13 protein-coding genes are annotated in these 14673 nt (G+C 39.1%); 12 read left to right on the forward strand and 1 reads right to left on the reverse strand.

All coding sequences use genetic code 11. The features are described from left to right. The first annotated feature begins 497 nt into the window (after window positions 1–497). From ME5_RS04020 to ME5_RS04075, 12 genes are all read left to right on the forward strand, one after another. Complete coding sequence (locus tag ME5_RS04020) at window positions 498–2009, forward strand: Ppx/GppA phosphatase family protein (protein ID WP_008038632.1); 1512 nt, start codon at window positions 498–500, stop codon at window positions 2007–2009. Next, on the forward strand, window positions 2006–2734 hold the full coding sequence (locus tag ME5_RS04025) for an RlmE family RNA methyltransferase (protein WP_008038634.1): 729 nt from the start codon (window positions 2006–2008) through the stop codon (window positions 2732–2734). The genes ME5_RS04020 and ME5_RS04025 overlap by 4 nt, the downstream gene beginning before the upstream one ends. 352 nt (window positions 2735–3086) lie before the next feature. Beyond that, window positions 3087–4094: a GTPase ObgE gene (gene obgE, locus ME5_RS04030; protein ID WP_008038636.1), complete on the forward strand. Its 1008-nt coding sequence runs from the start codon at window positions 3087–3089 to the stop codon at window positions 4092–4094. A 16-nt stretch (window positions 4095–4110) separates the two neighbouring features. Next, the gene (gene proB, locus ME5_RS04035; protein ID WP_008038638.1) at window positions 4111–5235 is read left to right on the forward strand and encodes a glutamate 5-kinase; all 1125 of its coding nucleotides are present in this window, start codon (window positions 4111–4113) and stop codon (window positions 5233–5235) included. An 89-nt stretch (window positions 5236–5324) separates the two neighbouring features. Further along, on the forward strand, window positions 5325–6605 hold the full coding sequence (locus tag ME5_RS04040; RefSeq protein ID WP_008038640.1) for a glutamate-5-semialdehyde dehydrogenase: 1281 nt from the start codon (window positions 5325–5327) through the stop codon (window positions 6603–6605). A gap of 44 nt (window positions 6606–6649) precedes the next feature. Further along, window positions 6650–7240 (forward strand): nicotinate-nucleotide adenylyltransferase, encoded by a 591-nt coding sequence (locus ME5_RS04045; protein ID WP_008038641.1) that lies wholly within the window; start codon window positions 6650–6652, stop codon window positions 7238–7240. Window positions 7241–7438: 198 nt separating this feature from the next. After that, a complete protein-coding gene (gene rsfS, locus ME5_RS04050) occupies window positions 7439–7810 on the forward strand; it encodes a ribosome silencing factor (RefSeq protein WP_008038643.1) in 372 nt (123 codons plus the stop codon). Between the two features lies 1 nt (window position 7811). Continuing rightward, entirely contained in the window at window positions 7812–8294 is a 483-nt protein-coding gene (gene rlmH, locus ME5_RS04055) for a 23S rRNA (pseudouridine(1915)-N(3))-methyltransferase RlmH (protein WP_008038645.1), read from the forward strand. Between the two features lie 178 nt (window positions 8295–8472). After that, complete coding sequence (locus tag ME5_RS04060) at window positions 8473–9675, forward strand: murein hydrolase activator EnvC family protein (RefSeq protein ID WP_008038648.1); 1203 nt, start codon at window positions 8473–8475, stop codon at window positions 9673–9675. Beyond that, window positions 9665–10975 carry a S41 family peptidase gene (locus ME5_RS04065; protein WP_008038650.1) on the forward strand — a complete coding sequence of 437 codons (1311 nt, stop codon included), beginning with the start codon at window positions 9665–9667 and terminating at the stop codon, window positions 10973–10975. Before ME5_RS04060 ends, ME5_RS04065 begins: the two co-directional genes overlap by 11 nt. 127 nt (window positions 10976–11102) lie before the next feature. After that, window positions 11103–11618, forward strand: coding sequence for an RNA pyrophosphohydrolase (locus tag ME5_RS04070; protein WP_008038652.1), 516 nt, complete (start codon window positions 11103–11105; stop codon window positions 11616–11618). A gap of 105 nt (window positions 11619–11723) precedes the next feature. Then, a complete protein-coding gene (locus ME5_RS04075; RefSeq protein WP_008038653.1) occupies window positions 11724–12278 on the forward strand; it encodes an invasion associated locus B family protein in 555 nt (184 codons plus the stop codon). A 69-nt stretch (window positions 12279–12347) separates the two neighbouring features. On the opposite strand, the gene ME5_RS04080 is transcribed toward ME5_RS04075, so the two are convergent. Beyond that, window positions 12348–14597, reverse strand: a complete 2250-nt coding sequence (locus ME5_RS04080; protein WP_008038655.1) for a heavy metal translocating P-type ATPase — start codon at window positions 14595–14597, stop codon at window positions 12348–12350. Between the last annotated feature and the right edge of the window lie 76 nt (window positions 14598–14673).

The following is a 14673-nucleotide window of genomic DNA, read 5'->3' on the forward strand; positions in this document are numbered from 1 at the left end:
TAAGGTTTTATATTAAACAGTGCACATATAGTGTCTGTTTAAAATGTTGTGCATAAAACTTTATTAAAAATAGTGCATCATTAAAAAAAAACGCAATGAGTATCATTTTATTATGCTTTGCATTTAAAACAATAAAGAACTTAAAATCTTCTGACACGGAGTAAGAGATTCAAATCCACTCATAGACTCAAAATGTGTGTATCATTTTCGACCTGAAAGTCTGCTTTCATCTGTTTTAAAAAAAGACGTTTCTAAATCGTGTTTGTTTAAAAATTTTAGAATAACGCCTTTGTTAGGTTTTTTTAAACTGCCTCATGACAGTGGTATCTCATATTTTAATAATAAATTTAAATAATCTTTTTTCACACTATTGGTAATTCATAAGAAGACTGTTACATTAAGTCTAACAACACATTAAGCATTGGATCTTTGAGATAAGGTTCTCGGTTCTGCTTGAAGGGATAAGTAAAATGAACCCGTTTGAGGAAGGCCATATAATGAGGCCAAAACGGGGAGAGATCGGTGAAAATCATGCTCAATATTTGCATGATACTGTCGAAAAGCAAAGGCATGGTGATGGGGTATCATCAAATGGAAAGTCTGAAGCTGTTCTCCCTGTGAGAAAAAAAGGCGTGTTTCGACGCCGTAAGAAAAAGCGTGTTTTTTCGAGCGAAAAAACTCAGGCAAATTTGAATGAGAATAAACATGAAGCACCTCATAATAAACGCTCATTCGACACCCATAAAGATAAAAGAACCGCTGTTAAAAAGACGGGCGATCAATCACAATATACTCATGATACCTTAAAGGTTGCTCACAATAAGCAAAAAAAATCAAAGATTTCCGAGACAGATTGTCCACAAGCCAAATCTTTTCATAATAGTAAAAACAATAATAAGGCGCGTTCAGATCGTGCTTTAAGCGCTTATGCTCATTCTACAAAGGATCCACTTTATGCGGCTTTGGATTTGGGTACCAATAATTGTCGCCTTTTGATCGCCACACCAACCAAACCCGGTTATTTCCGTGTCGTTGATGCATTTTCAAAAATTGTAAGGTTGGGTGAGGGACTTTCTCATAGCGGATCCTTAAACGATAAAGCTATGGATCGCGCCGTTGAAGCTTTAAAAATCTGTCGTTCAAAATTGGAACAATGTCATATAAAACGCCATCGTTTGGTAGCAACAGAAGCTTGTAGAGTTGCCAAAAATGGCGACAAATTCATTCAACGGGTGTTGAATGAAACAGGGCTTAACTTGGAAATTGTCAATCGTGAAACAGAAGCCCGTCTCGCAGTTTCGGGATGTGGTACTTTGGTTGATCAAGGAACAGATGCAATTGTTCTTTTTGATATTGGTGGTGGATCATCAGAAATTGCACTTATTGATATGTCACACAAGCGTTCTCCCCGTTTAGCAGATCATATAACAGCGTGGACATCGCTTCCTGTAGGTGTTGTCACTCTTGCTGAACAATTTGGTGGATGCCATGTTTCACTGAATGATTATGAACGAATGAAAGCGTATGTGCGTGATCTTTTGCAAGATTTTCAAGAACGTCATAAGCTTGGTGCATTAGTGAAAAGCCCACATTTTCATCTTTTGGGAACTTCAGGAACAATTACAACTTTGGCAGGTATGTATCTTGATCTTGAAAAATATGACCGTCGTCGGATTGATGGTATTTGGATGCAGAGTGATGCTGTGACACAAATGACAGAACAATTGCTTTCTTGGAATTTAGAGGAGCGCATTGCAAATCCTTGTATTGGTCAAGATCGTGCAGATTTGGTCCTTGCTGGATGTGCTATTTTGGATGCTATTCGGGAAATTTGGCCAAGTGAGCGTTTAAGAGTTGCTGACCGTGGTCTTAGAGAAGGAATTTTAACGGAATTAATGTCTCGTGATGGCGCTTGGCGCAAGCGTCATCGTACCAATGGACGTTACGCTAAAAAATATTATGAAATGCGTTATCAAAATAGACGTAAAAACGAAAGTAACCATGAATGAAAAAAACAAGCAAAACTCACATGGGTGGACGAGGGGGGATAGGTTCACGCGAATTGCATACGCGTGTGAAAAAAAAAGCAGGCACCATTAAAGCGTCATCGCGCCGATGGCTTGAACGGCATTTAAACGACCCATATGTACATCAGTCAAAAATTGACGGGTATCGTTCTCGTGCTGCTTATAAATTGCTTGAAATAAATGAACGTTACAAACTTTTAAAAAAAGGACAAAATATTATTGATTTAGGGGCTGCACCTGGGGGGTGGTGTCAAGTCGCGGCGCATATTGTAGGCTCAAGCGATGAAAATCCAAAGGTTGTTGGTATAGATTATCTTCACATGGATCCACTGCCGGGTGTGATATTACTCGAAATGGATTTTCTGGATGATGAAGCCCCATATCAATTGACAAAAGCCTTAAAAGGGGAACCAGATTTGGTCCTTTCAGATATGGCGGCCCCAACCACAGGGCATCGGCAAACAGATCATATTCGTACTATTTATTTATGTGAAGTGGCGGCTGATTTTGCTATTTCTGTTTTGAAACCGGGCGGTCATTTTTTAGCAAAGACATTTCAAGGCGGTGCTGAAAATGCCCTTTTAACAACGTTAAAACAAAACTTTAAAACTGTTCAACATGTTAAACCACCTGCAAGCAGAGCAGAGTCGGTTGAACTTTATTTATTGGCCCGTGATTTTAAAGGCAGAAAATTGAAGTCAAAATGATCAATATAAAGCTCACTGTTATTGAATAGTAAGATTTTAATTTTTCCCTTTTCAAAGTTTTTAATTATCACCGTGGAGCAATATTATATAATATTTACGCTCATATTATATGAAGTGTTTTTATATTTATTTTACAAAACGTTAAAAAAGAAAAAACACTTAAATGTCGTAAGAAAAAAGTGTCATTAAATAATTTTACTTTATGCGATAGACAAGACTTATTATCGTTTTTTAAGAGCTTTTGAATAACTTTATAAGCTATGGTATTGATCAATGTTTTGTTTTAAGAACAGTCTTAGGTTTGTTTAAAAATAACTCAACCCAGAATAAAAATAAAAGAAGAGTGATAATTATGAAGTTTCTTGATCAGGCAAAAGTTTATATCCGTTCGGGAAATGGTGGTGCTGGCTCTGTATCTTTTAGGCATGAAAAGTTTCTAGAATTCGGTGGTCCTGATGGTGGCGATGGTGGACGCGGTGGTGATGTATGGGCAGAAGTTGTCGATGGTCTGAATACACTGATTGATTATCGTTATCAGCAACATTTTAAAGCAAAAACCGGCATGCATGGCATGGGGCGCAACATGACAGGCGGGAAAGGCGATGACGTTATTTTACGCGTTCCCGTTGGTACGCAAATATTTGAAGAAGATAATGAAACGCTCATTTGTGATTTGACCGAGGTTGGGCAACGGTTTCGTTTGGGAAAAGGCGGTAATGGTGGTTTCGGAAATTTACATTTTACCACTTCAACCAATCGTGCACCACGTCGTGCAAATCCAGGGTTGGAAGGTGAAGAACGAACGCTTTGGTTGCGTTTGAAATTAATCGCTGATGGTGGATTGGTTGGTTTGCCGAATGCAGGAAAATCAACTTTTCTTGCATCTGTTACGCGTGCAAAACCCAAAATTGCGGATTATCCCTTTACAACATTACATCCTAATTTAGGTGTCGCAAGTATTGATGCAAGAGAATTTGTGCTTGCTGATATTCCCGGTCTTATAGAAGGCGCTCACGAAGGGGTCGGTATCGGTGATCGTTTTTTAGGACATGTTGAACGGTGTCGCGTGCTCTTGCATCTTGTTTCAGCACAAGAAGAAAATGTAAGTAAAGCATATCAAGTTATTAGAGAAGAATTACGTGCTTATGGACATCAATTGGATGAAAAGGCAGAAATTGTTGCCTTAAGCCAAATTGATACATTGGATCATGTTGCGCGAGAAGAAAAAAAACGAGAACTTGAACAGGTTGTAGGTAAAGAGATTATGCTGGTTTCCGCAGTAAGTCATGAGGGATTAGAGGCGGTTTTGCGTTCTATTGCTCATGTTATCGAAGTGGATCGCGATGGACATGCTGACTGAAGAGACAAGGTGTTATATGTCAAGCGGATTAAAAAGGCTTCATTTCTATAAACGTATTGTTGTAAAAATTGGCTCCGCATTGCTTGTTGATCGCGATTATGGGTTGAAAAGCCAATGGTTGGCAAGTCTAATCGCCGATATCGCGCAGTTACGAAAAAAAAATGTTGATGTTTTACTTGTTTCTTCTGGTGCGATTGCGCTTGGACGTACATTACAGCAATTGCCTTGTGGACCATTAAAGCTTGAACAAGCACAAGCGTGCGCTGCTATTGGTCAGATTGAGCTTGCAAAAGCTTATGGAGAAGCTTTGGACCGTCATGATCTTAAAACAGGACAAATTCTGCTAACCCTTAATGATACAGAAGAACGTCGCCATTATTTAAATGCGCGTGCAACAATGAATACATTGCTTGAATTTGGTGTTGTTCCACTTATCAATGAAAACGATACAGTTGCCACAAGTGAAATACGCTATGGTGACAATGATCGATTGGCCGCGCGAGTAGCAACCATGATGGGAGCTGATCTTTTAGTCTTATTATCGGATATAGATGGTCTTTATACCGCGCCACCTCATCTTGATCCAAAGGCGCAATTTGTGCCTTATATATCTACTATTGATGATAATATTGAAGCCATGGCAGGTGTTGCTGCTTCTGAATTTTCAAAAGGTGGGATGAAGACAAAACTTGATGCAGGTGTGATTGCTACCTTGTCTGGCACAGCAATGGTGATCACGTCTGGAAAACGCATGTCACCTTTAAGTGCAATTGATAAAGGTGAAAAAGCAAGTTTTTTCGCTCCCAGCCTAAAACCAGTAAGTGCTTGGAAGACGTGGATATCAGGTCATTTAGAAGCGTCCGGGCATATTGTTATCGATCAAGGTGCGCTTATTGCCTTAAAATCTGGCAAATCATTGCTTTCAGCAGGTGTTTTGCGTGTTGAAGGAGACTTCCAACGGGGAGATACAGTTTCAATCCGTGATGAAACTGGCAATGAAATTGCTCGTGGACTTATCAGTTATGATGCATGTGAAGCCATCAAAATTACAGGATTGAAAAGTTCCGAGATTGCTGACGTTTTAGGATATGAACCGCGTTCTGCAATGATCCATCGTAATGACATGGTTTTGCGTGATTAGGGTTTTGTGGCTTGACATTCTTTTGTGAGTGTTTGTTAACTAAAGCAAAGGTTGAAAGCCAAAAATGATTAATATCCTATGTTAAGATGATGAATCCAGATGAATCGATACTGATCATGAATAAGAATGATTTAAATAAAATGGGTCAAAATGCCCGTCAATCAGCAGAAGCTCTTGCTTCAGCTTCAGCGCAACAAAAAACTGCGGCGCTTCATAATATGGCTGAAAAAATCCGACATGCTTTGCCACTCATTTTAAAATCCAACCAGTTGGATATTGAAGCAGCTGAAAATAAAGATTTAAGTACGGCAATGATAGAGCGTTTATGGCTGGATGAAAAACGTATTCAGGCTATCGCTGAGAGTGTCGATATGATTGCAGAATTGGTTGATCCTATCGGGCAAGTTATCAGCGAATGGGAGCGCCCAAATGGTTTAAACATTCAACGTGTAAGAACGCCCTTGGGCGTTATTGGTGTTATTTATGAAAGCCGACCCAACGTCACAGCTGATGCGGGTGCTTTATGTTTTAAATCAGGCAACGCCGTGATATTACGAGGTGGGTCAGATAGTTTTTATTCTTCACAAGCATTGCATAAAGCTATGGTTGAAGGTTTAGAAGAATGCGGATTTTTAAAAGAGACAATACAACTTGTTACGAGCAAAGATCATGAAAGTGTCGGGCAACTTTTAAAAGGCCTGAATGGTACCATTGATGTCATCGTGCCGCGGGGCGGTAAAAGTCTTGTGGCGCGGGTGCAAGAAGAAGCAAGAGTACCTGTTTTTGCGCATTTGGAGGGATTATGTCATATCTATATAGATGCATCTGCCAATTTAGATATGGCGCGAGAAATCATCGTCAATGCTAAAATGCGTCGTACAGGAATTTGTGGCGCTGTTGAAACCATTTTGATTGATAAAAACGCCTTGAAAAAAATAAGTCCTATCCTCGAAACACTTCATGAAATGGGATGTGAAGTTCGAGCAAGTGAAGATATTCAAAATTTGGTATCGGGTGCGACGAATGCTTTGGAGAGTGATTGGTCAACTGAATATCTCGATGCGATTGTCTCAGTAAAATCAGTTGAAGGTATTGAAGGTGCAATTGAGCATATTCAACACTATTCATCACATCATACAGAAGCTATCATCGCTGAAGATCCTCATGTTGTGGCTTTATTTTTTCAAAAATTGGACTCAGCTATTCTCATGCATAATGCCTCGACACAATTCGCCGATGGTGGAGAATTTGGGTTTGGCGCAGAAATTGGTATTGCGACGGGAAAAATGCATGCAAGAGGTCCCATTGGTGTTGAACAATTAACAACGTTTCAATATTTAGTGCGCGGAAACGGACAGACACGCCTTTGAAAATAAAAACAAACAACCAAAATTCTTTATCTTGCGAAAAACAAATGCCCTATGTGGAAAGTGGCAATGTCGTTGGTTTATTTGGTGGTTCGTTTAATCCTCCCCATGATGGACATGTTTTGGTGGCAAAAACGGCAATTCAGCGTTTAGGTTTGCAGCAATTATGGTGGATGGTAACACCTGGAAATCCTTTAAAAGATAATCGCGCACTTCCCTCACTTCAGAGCCGGATATGTTTAAGCACAAAAATGATTGACGATCCAAGAATAAAAATAACTGGATTTGAAGAAAAAATAGGCGCTTACACATCTATCATGACAATTCGGCATATTTTAAAACGTCATAAAGGCGTTTACTTTGTTTGGATTATGGGAGGAGATAGCTTGTCTACTTTTCATCATTGGCACTGCTGGCGTGATATTGTTCATACATTACCTATTGCAATTATTGACCGCCCTATGGCAAAAAAAGCTGTTTTATCGGCACCTATGGCCCAAACGTATCAAAAATTTCGCATAAAAGAAGAACAAAGTACTTCTTTGCCATACATGAAGGCTCCCGCATGGGTTTATATTCATGCACAACGATCCAACACCTCATCGACTGCTTTGCGTCAACAAAATGATGGAAAATAATCATTTTTATTCCAATATGAAGAAAGGTTCATAAAATTGTTTTAAATCAAGCTTATGCTTGAAAAAAGAACATGATCATGCAACCTTATACTGCTTATGAACTTTTTAAACATATTAAAGATCTTATATCTTAGAAAGGATAAAAATCTGAACACTTTATCATCTTATAAAAGCACCACATCGGATGGTGTATCTCAAATGACCAAACTGTCTGAAAGCCGTCAATGTCTTGATATTGTGCTTAATAGTATTGAAGGGTCGAAAGCTGAATCGATAATTTCTATAGACATTCGCCGCCGTTCTGCACTGGCGGATTACATGGTTATTGCTTCGGGGCGTTCTCAAAGGCATGTGGCAGCGATTGCTGATTATTTGATGCGTGCACTAAAAGAAGCAGGTTATCGTGTGGCACACATAGAAGGATTAGAAAGTGGTGAATGGGTTTTGATTGATGCAGGAGATATTATTATCCATCTTTTTCGTCCAGAAACTCGTGACTATTATAATCTTGAAAAAATGTGGCAAACGCCAGTCAGTGACGATGAGGTAGAGCAAATGAGGATATCATAGCGTGCAAATCCGTGTATTTGCGGTCGGACGTATGAAAAAAGGAGCCGAACAAGAACTCGCTCAGCGTTATTTTGATCGATTTTCTAAAATTGCACCCCTTTCTGGTTTAACACTTTCAAAAATTGTGGAAATTGGTGAAAGTCGTGCGCAGACACATTTGCAAAGAATGGAAGAAGAGGGGATAAAACTTCTAGAAACTCTTCCTGTTAATGGACAATTGATTGTGCTTGACGAGCGTGGAATCCATTACAGTTCATCAAATTTTTCAAAAAAAATAGAAAATTATCGTGATAGTGGACATCGTCATCTTACTATTGCTCTTGGCGGACCCGATGGTCATAGTGATGATATACGTAAACGCGCTGATTTGATCTTAAGCTTTGGAGCCATGACATGGCCGCATCAAATTGCTCGTATTTTATTGGCAGAGCAGCTTTATCGTGCGGCAACCATATTAAATGGTCATCCTTACCATCGTGTATAAAAAGAATATGCTGTATTATATGACGAATAATTAACGTGGCTTTAAAATTATTTGCCTTATAAAGGGGGCATATCTCTTCATCTTATTAAAGTGTAATCCGTGCGCAATGATAAAGTATAAACGACAAAAAGTGTATAAAAGGTACATTTTTCCACACTATGTGTGGAGTATAGTTTATGTGTTTTTTTTGGTAAATTTATTGCCTGTTTTTGCGTTTTCTCAAGATCGTCAAAGTCATGATGCGGCCAGCAAAGCGCTTTTTGATATTCGTCAGACTATGTCCCTTTCACGCGAAAAAGTTTCAGAACTGGCAAAACAGGTCGATAGTTTGAAAAAGGATCAAAGAACTTTAACTTCTGAGCTTGTAAAGGCGGCAAAATTAGAACGCGATGCGACAGAAAATATCGCACAAAGTGAAGAAAAATTGGAACAACTTCTCATACAGAAAAAAACAGTTGAAAAAGATTTGTTTGATCGTAAGGCTGAGTTTGCTGAGGTTTTGGCTGCTTTAGAACGTATGGGGCTTAATCCACCACCAGCAATTTTAGTGCGCCCAGATGATGCTTTGGCATCAGTGCGAAGTTCAGTACTTTTAGGTGCATTGGTTCCTGACATGCGTGAGAAAACGCGAGCACTTTCTGCAAGTTTGAAGGATCTGACACGTGTCAGTGTTTCCATTCAACAAGAGCGTGATACCATGAAAAAAGAGGTCAATACACAGGCAGAACAACAAAAACGTTTGGCGTTACTTCTTGAACAAAAAGCAAAATTGGAAAAAACCTCAGAAGCTGAATTGATTGTACAAAGAAAAAAAAGTCGTGAATTGGCTGAAAAAGCACGCTCTTTAGAGGATCTACTGGCAGAACTGGAACGACAATCACGCAGTCCATCTTCTCCTTCGACATTATCAGAAAGTGATTTACGTCTTCATAGGGCTCAAGAATTTTCTCAACAAAAAGGACAATTGCTTTTACCCGTTTCTGGAAAACGAATACAAAAATTTGGTGCCAATAAGGGTGCGATTGTTGGTGATACAATAGAAACCGCGCCATCAGCTATTGTGGTCGCTCCAACAGAGAGTATTGTAGCTTATGCTGGTCCTTTTCGATCTTATGGACAAATTGTTATTCTTGATGTTGGCCAAGACTATCATATATTATTAGCTGGAATGGCACGTGTGGATGTCAATCAAGGACAATTTTTATTGTCAGGAGAACCATTGGGTGCCATGGGAACACAACTTATTGCGAGTGCTGGTGCTTTGGATATAGGCAAAAGTGCTCCAATGCTTTACATTGAATTGAGAAAACAAGGAAAACCTGTAGATCCTGCCCCTTGGTGGGGAGCCGGTAAGTCGGGAAGGAACCAGAATGATTCGTAAAATAACTCTTTTGGCAGCTGGTATTTTGCTCGGTGCCACTTCTATGGTCATGGTGCAGTCTGTTGCAGCTGAAAATGACAATGATGTGTATAAACAGCTTTCAATTTTTGGTGATGTTTTTGAACGGGTACGGGCACAATATGTGACAGTTCCTGACGACAAAAAATTGGTTAAAGATGCAATAAACGGTATGTTGACATCGCTTGATCCCCATTCATCTTATATGGATGCGAAAGAAGCAAAAGACATGCGTGTTTCCACCAAAGGAGAATTTGGAGGTCTTGGCATTGAAGTCACTATGGAAAATGATCTTATTAAAGTTGTTTCTCCAATGGATGATACACCTGCCTCACGTGCTGGAGTTCTTGCAGGTGACCTTATTACTAAGATTGATGATGAACAGGTTCGGGGTCAGTCGCTCAATGACGCTGTAACAAAAATGCGTGGTGAGGTTGGTCAACCCATTACACTAACAATTATTAGAGATGGGGTTAATAAACCTCTTGAAATTACTGTTGTGCGTGACATTATTAAAGTTAAAGCGGTAAAATATCGTGTTGAAAATGACATTGGTTATTTGCGGCTCATTCAATTTACTGAACAAACTTTTAGTGACTTGCAAGCCGCTATTAAGGATATTCAAGATAAAATACCCAATGATCGCTTAAAAGGTTATGTTTTGGATCTACGACTTAATCCTGGTGGTTTGCTAGATCAGGCAGTCAACGTATCAGATGCGTTTTTGGATAAAGGTGAGATTGTATCGACACGTGGGCGAGAAAAAAATGAAATCATGCGTTTTGATGCAAAACCCGGCGATCTTATCAATGGTAAACCGCTAATTGTGTTGATTAATGGTGGTTCAGCAAGTGCTTCTGAAATTGTTGCTGGTGCACTTCAAGATCATCGCCGCGCTACCATCTTAGGGACTCAGTCTTTTGGTAAGGGATCCGTTCAAACCATTATTCCAATGGGAGAAAACGGTGCACTTCGTTTGACAACAGCACTTTACTACACGCCTTCTGGTACGTCTATTCAGGGCAAGGGCATCACCCCAGATATTAAAGTCGATCAACCATTGCCTGATGAATATAAAGGTTTGAACGTAAATGTTGGTGAATCTGAGCTCAAAGGTCATATTAAGGGTAATGAAGAGGATGATAAGGGCTCAGGTTCAGCAGCTTATGTTCCAAAAGATCCTAAAGATGATATCCAATTAAATGAAGCATATAAGCTATTGCGTGGTGAAATGGCGAATGCGGCGTTTCCACCTGATCCTGAAAAAGGTCTTCCCAATTAATAAGAAAGGCGCAAAACCGCGCCTTTTTTTAGTGTCGTAGGACTATATTCATGTGATGTTCGATGTTTATTTTTGTCAGTTTATACATATTTTATTCAAGAATATAAAGCATTGATTGGAAAACGTTATGACAAATAAAAAAACACCTTTGTCATTACCTTATCGCGATTGTGTGGGTATTGTTGTTTTTAATGAAGAGAGTAAAGTATGGGCTGGCCGACGAATTTTCAATGAGCAAAATGATTTGCATGGGGCGACCAAACTTTGGCAAATGCCACAAGGTGGTATAGACGAGGGGGAAACACCAATTGAGGCTGCACGACGTGAACTTTATGAAGAAACGGGAATATACTCAATTGAAGTTTTGGGTGAAACAGATGGATGGCTTAATTATACTTTGCCTGAGTATTTGATTGGAATTGCTTTAAAAGGCAAGTATTGTGGTCAAAGACAAAAGTGGTTTGCTTTCCGTTTTATAGGTAAAATGACAGAAATAAAAATTAATCCTCCTCCTGATAATAATAATGCTGAATTTGATGCATGGGATTGGGTTGATCTGGAAGATTTGCCCTTGATGGTTGTACCGTTTAAACAAAGTGTTTATGAAAAAGTTGTAGCGCAATTTCGTCATTTTATTGTATGAAGATAAAAAAAGCTTCATAAAGGATAGATTATGCTGTAGCGAACGAATATATATTGGCGAGTTTATCTTGATAACTGAAATCTTGATCAAAGAAAGATTATTGAAATGAAAAAACTTTTTAGTTGTATAGCTATATTAGCTTTACTTGCGATGTCTTCAACGTCCATGGCACAAGATGCAAAGGGTGGACGTCCCACAGCAGCCTCATTGCCAAATGGTGCAACATCTTTGACTGAAACATATGGTTTGTGGACTGTGAATTGCGCTGTGGTAAATGGTGAAAAAGGTTGTGCGATGATTCGTCAGGAAGTGAATGCGCAAAATCAACCTGTTCTTAGCATTAATATAACAAGTGAAGAAAACGGCAATGTTACAGGTATTATGCTTGTTCCTTTTGGTATTCTTGTAACACGACCAATCCATCTTCAAGTTGATGATACAAATGTTACTTTAGATACAAATGTACGCACGTGTGTTCCTACAGGTTGCGTTGTTCCTGTAACGTTTAATACGAATGTTGTTGCTGGTCTTCGTGCGGGTAAACAACTCAAATTAGCGGCAACATCATCAGGTCCTGGTGAGCCAGCTGTTAATAACTTATTTATACAGCTTAGTGGATTTAGCGGTGCGCTTGATCGCTTAAAAGCTTTAAAAGGCTAAACATTTTACATATTTATTGAGATGGTTAAAAAGGTGGCTTTCAGCCGCCTTTTTGTTAGAGTTCAACATTTATTTCTTAAAGCTGAGAAGTCTTAAAGCATTAAGTGTGACTAAAACAGTCGCACCTGTATCAGCCATAATAGCAATCCATAAGCCTGTCATACCGAAAATAGTGGTCAGTAAAAAAATGAATTTTAAACCAAGTGCAAGTGTCACATTTTGACGAATATTACGCATAGTTGCTCGTGAAAGCTTAATGAGCAGAGCAATATCAACAACACGGTTGCGCAATATTGCTGCATCAGCCGTTTCTAAAGCAACATCTGTTCCAGAACCCATGGCGATGCCAACATTTGCTGCGGCTAACGCTGGTGCGTCATTAATACCATCTCCTACCATGGCCACGATATTGTCTTTACTTAAATCTTTGACAGTAACTGCCTTCATTTCAGGCATAAGTTCAGCTTTTACTTTCATATTAAGTTTTTCAGCAATGATAGAACCAGTTCGTTGATTGTCACCTGTAAGCATAATGCTCTCAATGCCAATTTTTTTTAAAGTATTTATGGCTTCGATAGCGTCGTCTCGCGGTTCATCACGCAAAGCAATAATTCCAATTGCGTTACCTTTATATAAAATGACAATAACTGTTTTACCTTCTAATTCTTTTTGCTCAATAATGTATTCAAGTTTCTCATCAATCTTTCCATATTCAAGACAAAATCTTGGTGCACCGATAAAAATAGATTGATCCTTCCATGTGGCTTGAATTCCTTTTCCTGCTATGGCACGCACATTTGAAACAGTGAGAGGATCGATCTTGCGGTTTTTAGCCTCATTTGTAATTGCTATGGCAAGAGGATGACTGGATTCGCGTTCAAGAGCGACCGACAATCTGAGTAAGGTATTTTCGTCCATTGTCTTTGCCACAATATCCGTAACAATTGGCTGTCCTTTTGTCAGCGTTCCTGTTTTATCAAAGGTTATGCAATTGATTTTTGCTAAAGTTTCAATCACATTGCCTCCTTTGACTAAAAGGCCATTGCGTGTGCCAGCAGATAGACTAGAGGCAATGGCGGCAGGAACAGAAATGACCAAAGCGCAAGGACAACCGATAAGAAGAAGTGTTAACGCACGATATGTCCATTGCATCCACATGCCATCAACAAGTGGCGGGATAACACCAATAAGAATGGCCATGCCTACAATAATTGGCATATAGATTTTCGAAAATGAATCGATAAATCTTTGGGTAGGCGCTTTTGCGTCTTGAGCCTCTTCTACGAGAGCGATGATGCGTGCGATTGTATTATCGCTTGCTTTTGTTTCCACTCGGATACGTAAGGTCGCATCACTATTGATAGAACCCGCAAAAACTGTGTCATTAATGGTTTTTATAATGGGTATTGATTCACCTGTGACAGGCGATTCATCAACGCTTGATGTGCCATCAATAATTATACCATCACCTGCAATACGATCACCGGGACGAACCAAAATAATATCACCAATTTTAAGATCATTGGCAGAAATTTCACTAAGCTGACCATTATTTTCGCGCCATGCTTTCTTGGGTGCCAATGCTCCTAATGCTTGAATACCCATGCGCGCCCTATTTGTAGCGACACCTTCAAGAAGTTCTCCTATACAAAAGAGAAAAACAACGACTGCTGCTTCTTGTGCAGCATTGATAAATAAAGCACCAATTGCAGCAATCGTCATCAACGTTTCAATCGTAAAGGGGCTTTTATTCCAAAGAGCTGTTAAAGCGTGATACGTTATTGGTATAAGAGAAATGATCGCTGCAAGAGTGAAAAACCAAAACGAATATGTTGGAAAGAAAAACGATGATATGTAAGCAACAATAAGGAAAAGTCCAGAAAGTATAGCATTTTTTCCTTTTCCTGTTTGATACCATTTTTTATCAGCGACAAATCCTTCATTCTTTTGGGGATCCATTTTATGAAGTTTATAGCCTAATGAGGCAACCATTTTTTCTATCTGATGCGAATCAAATAAAGTTTCATCTACATTCAATGTAAGTCGTGTACGCGCTAATGAAACATGAACATCTTTTACACCTTTAAGACGACGAACAGTTGATGTGATTTTCGCAGCACATGCCGCACAATCCATGCCTTCAATGTGCCAAACGCGTGTGTTCTTATCCGTGTTAATTATTTCATCATCTTGCACAATATTGTCGTGATGATGATGGCAATGATAACCATTATCATGTTTATGACCACTATTGTGATGATCGTCTATATGCTCTTTATCAAAGGTGTTATTTTGGATTTTTTTAGCAACGTGTATCATGGACCTTATCTCCATGTCTTCAAGACATGACGATGTCTTAACGACATTATTTATACTGGTATTTTCTGTCGTTTTT

The organism is Bartonella tamiae Th239, assembly GCF_000278275.1.
GTDB classification, from domain to species: Bacteria; Pseudomonadota; Alphaproteobacteria; order Rhizobiales; family Rhizobiaceae; genus Bartonella; species Bartonella tamiae.

Excerpts from the sequence above, each read along its gene's own strand:
- obgE (WP_008038636.1), top strand. The coding sequence starts at position 3,087 with ATGAAGTTTCTTGATCAGGCAAAAGTTTATATCCGTTCGGGAAATGGT.
- ME5_RS04020 (WP_008038632.1), top strand. The coding sequence starts at position 498 with ATGAGGCCAAAACGGGGAGAGATCGGTGAAAATCATGCTCAATATTTG.
- ME5_RS04065 (WP_008038650.1), top strand. The coding sequence starts at position 9,665 with ATGATTCGTAAAATAACTCTTTTGGCAGCTGGTATTTTGCTCGGTGCC.
- rsfS (WP_008038643.1), top strand. The coding sequence starts at position 7,439 with ATGACCAAACTGTCTGAAAGCCGTCAATGTCTTGATATTGTGCTTAAT.
- ME5_RS04040 (WP_008038640.1), top strand. The coding sequence starts at position 5,325 with ATGAATCCAGATGAATCGATACTGATCATGAATAAGAATGATTTAAAT.
- proB (WP_008038638.1), top strand. The coding sequence starts at position 4,111 with ATGTCAAGCGGATTAAAAAGGCTTCATTTCTATAAACGTATTGTTGTA.
- ME5_RS04025 (WP_008038634.1), top strand. The coding sequence starts at position 2,006 with ATGAAAAAAACAAGCAAAACTCACATGGGTGGACGAGGGGGGATAGGT.
- ME5_RS04075 (WP_008038653.1), top strand. The coding sequence starts at position 11,724 with ATGAAAAAACTTTTTAGTTGTATAGCTATATTAGCTTTACTTGCGATG.
- ME5_RS04070 (WP_008038652.1), top strand. The coding sequence starts at position 11,103 with ATGACAAATAAAAAAACACCTTTGTCATTACCTTATCGCGATTGTGTG.
- ME5_RS04080 (WP_008038655.1), bottom strand. The coding sequence starts at position 14,597 with ATGATACACGTTGCTAAAAAAATCCAAAATAACACCTTTGATAAAGAG.
- ME5_RS04045 (WP_008038641.1), top strand. The coding sequence starts at position 6,650 with ATGCCCTATGTGGAAAGTGGCAATGTCGTTGGTTTATTTGGTGGTTCG.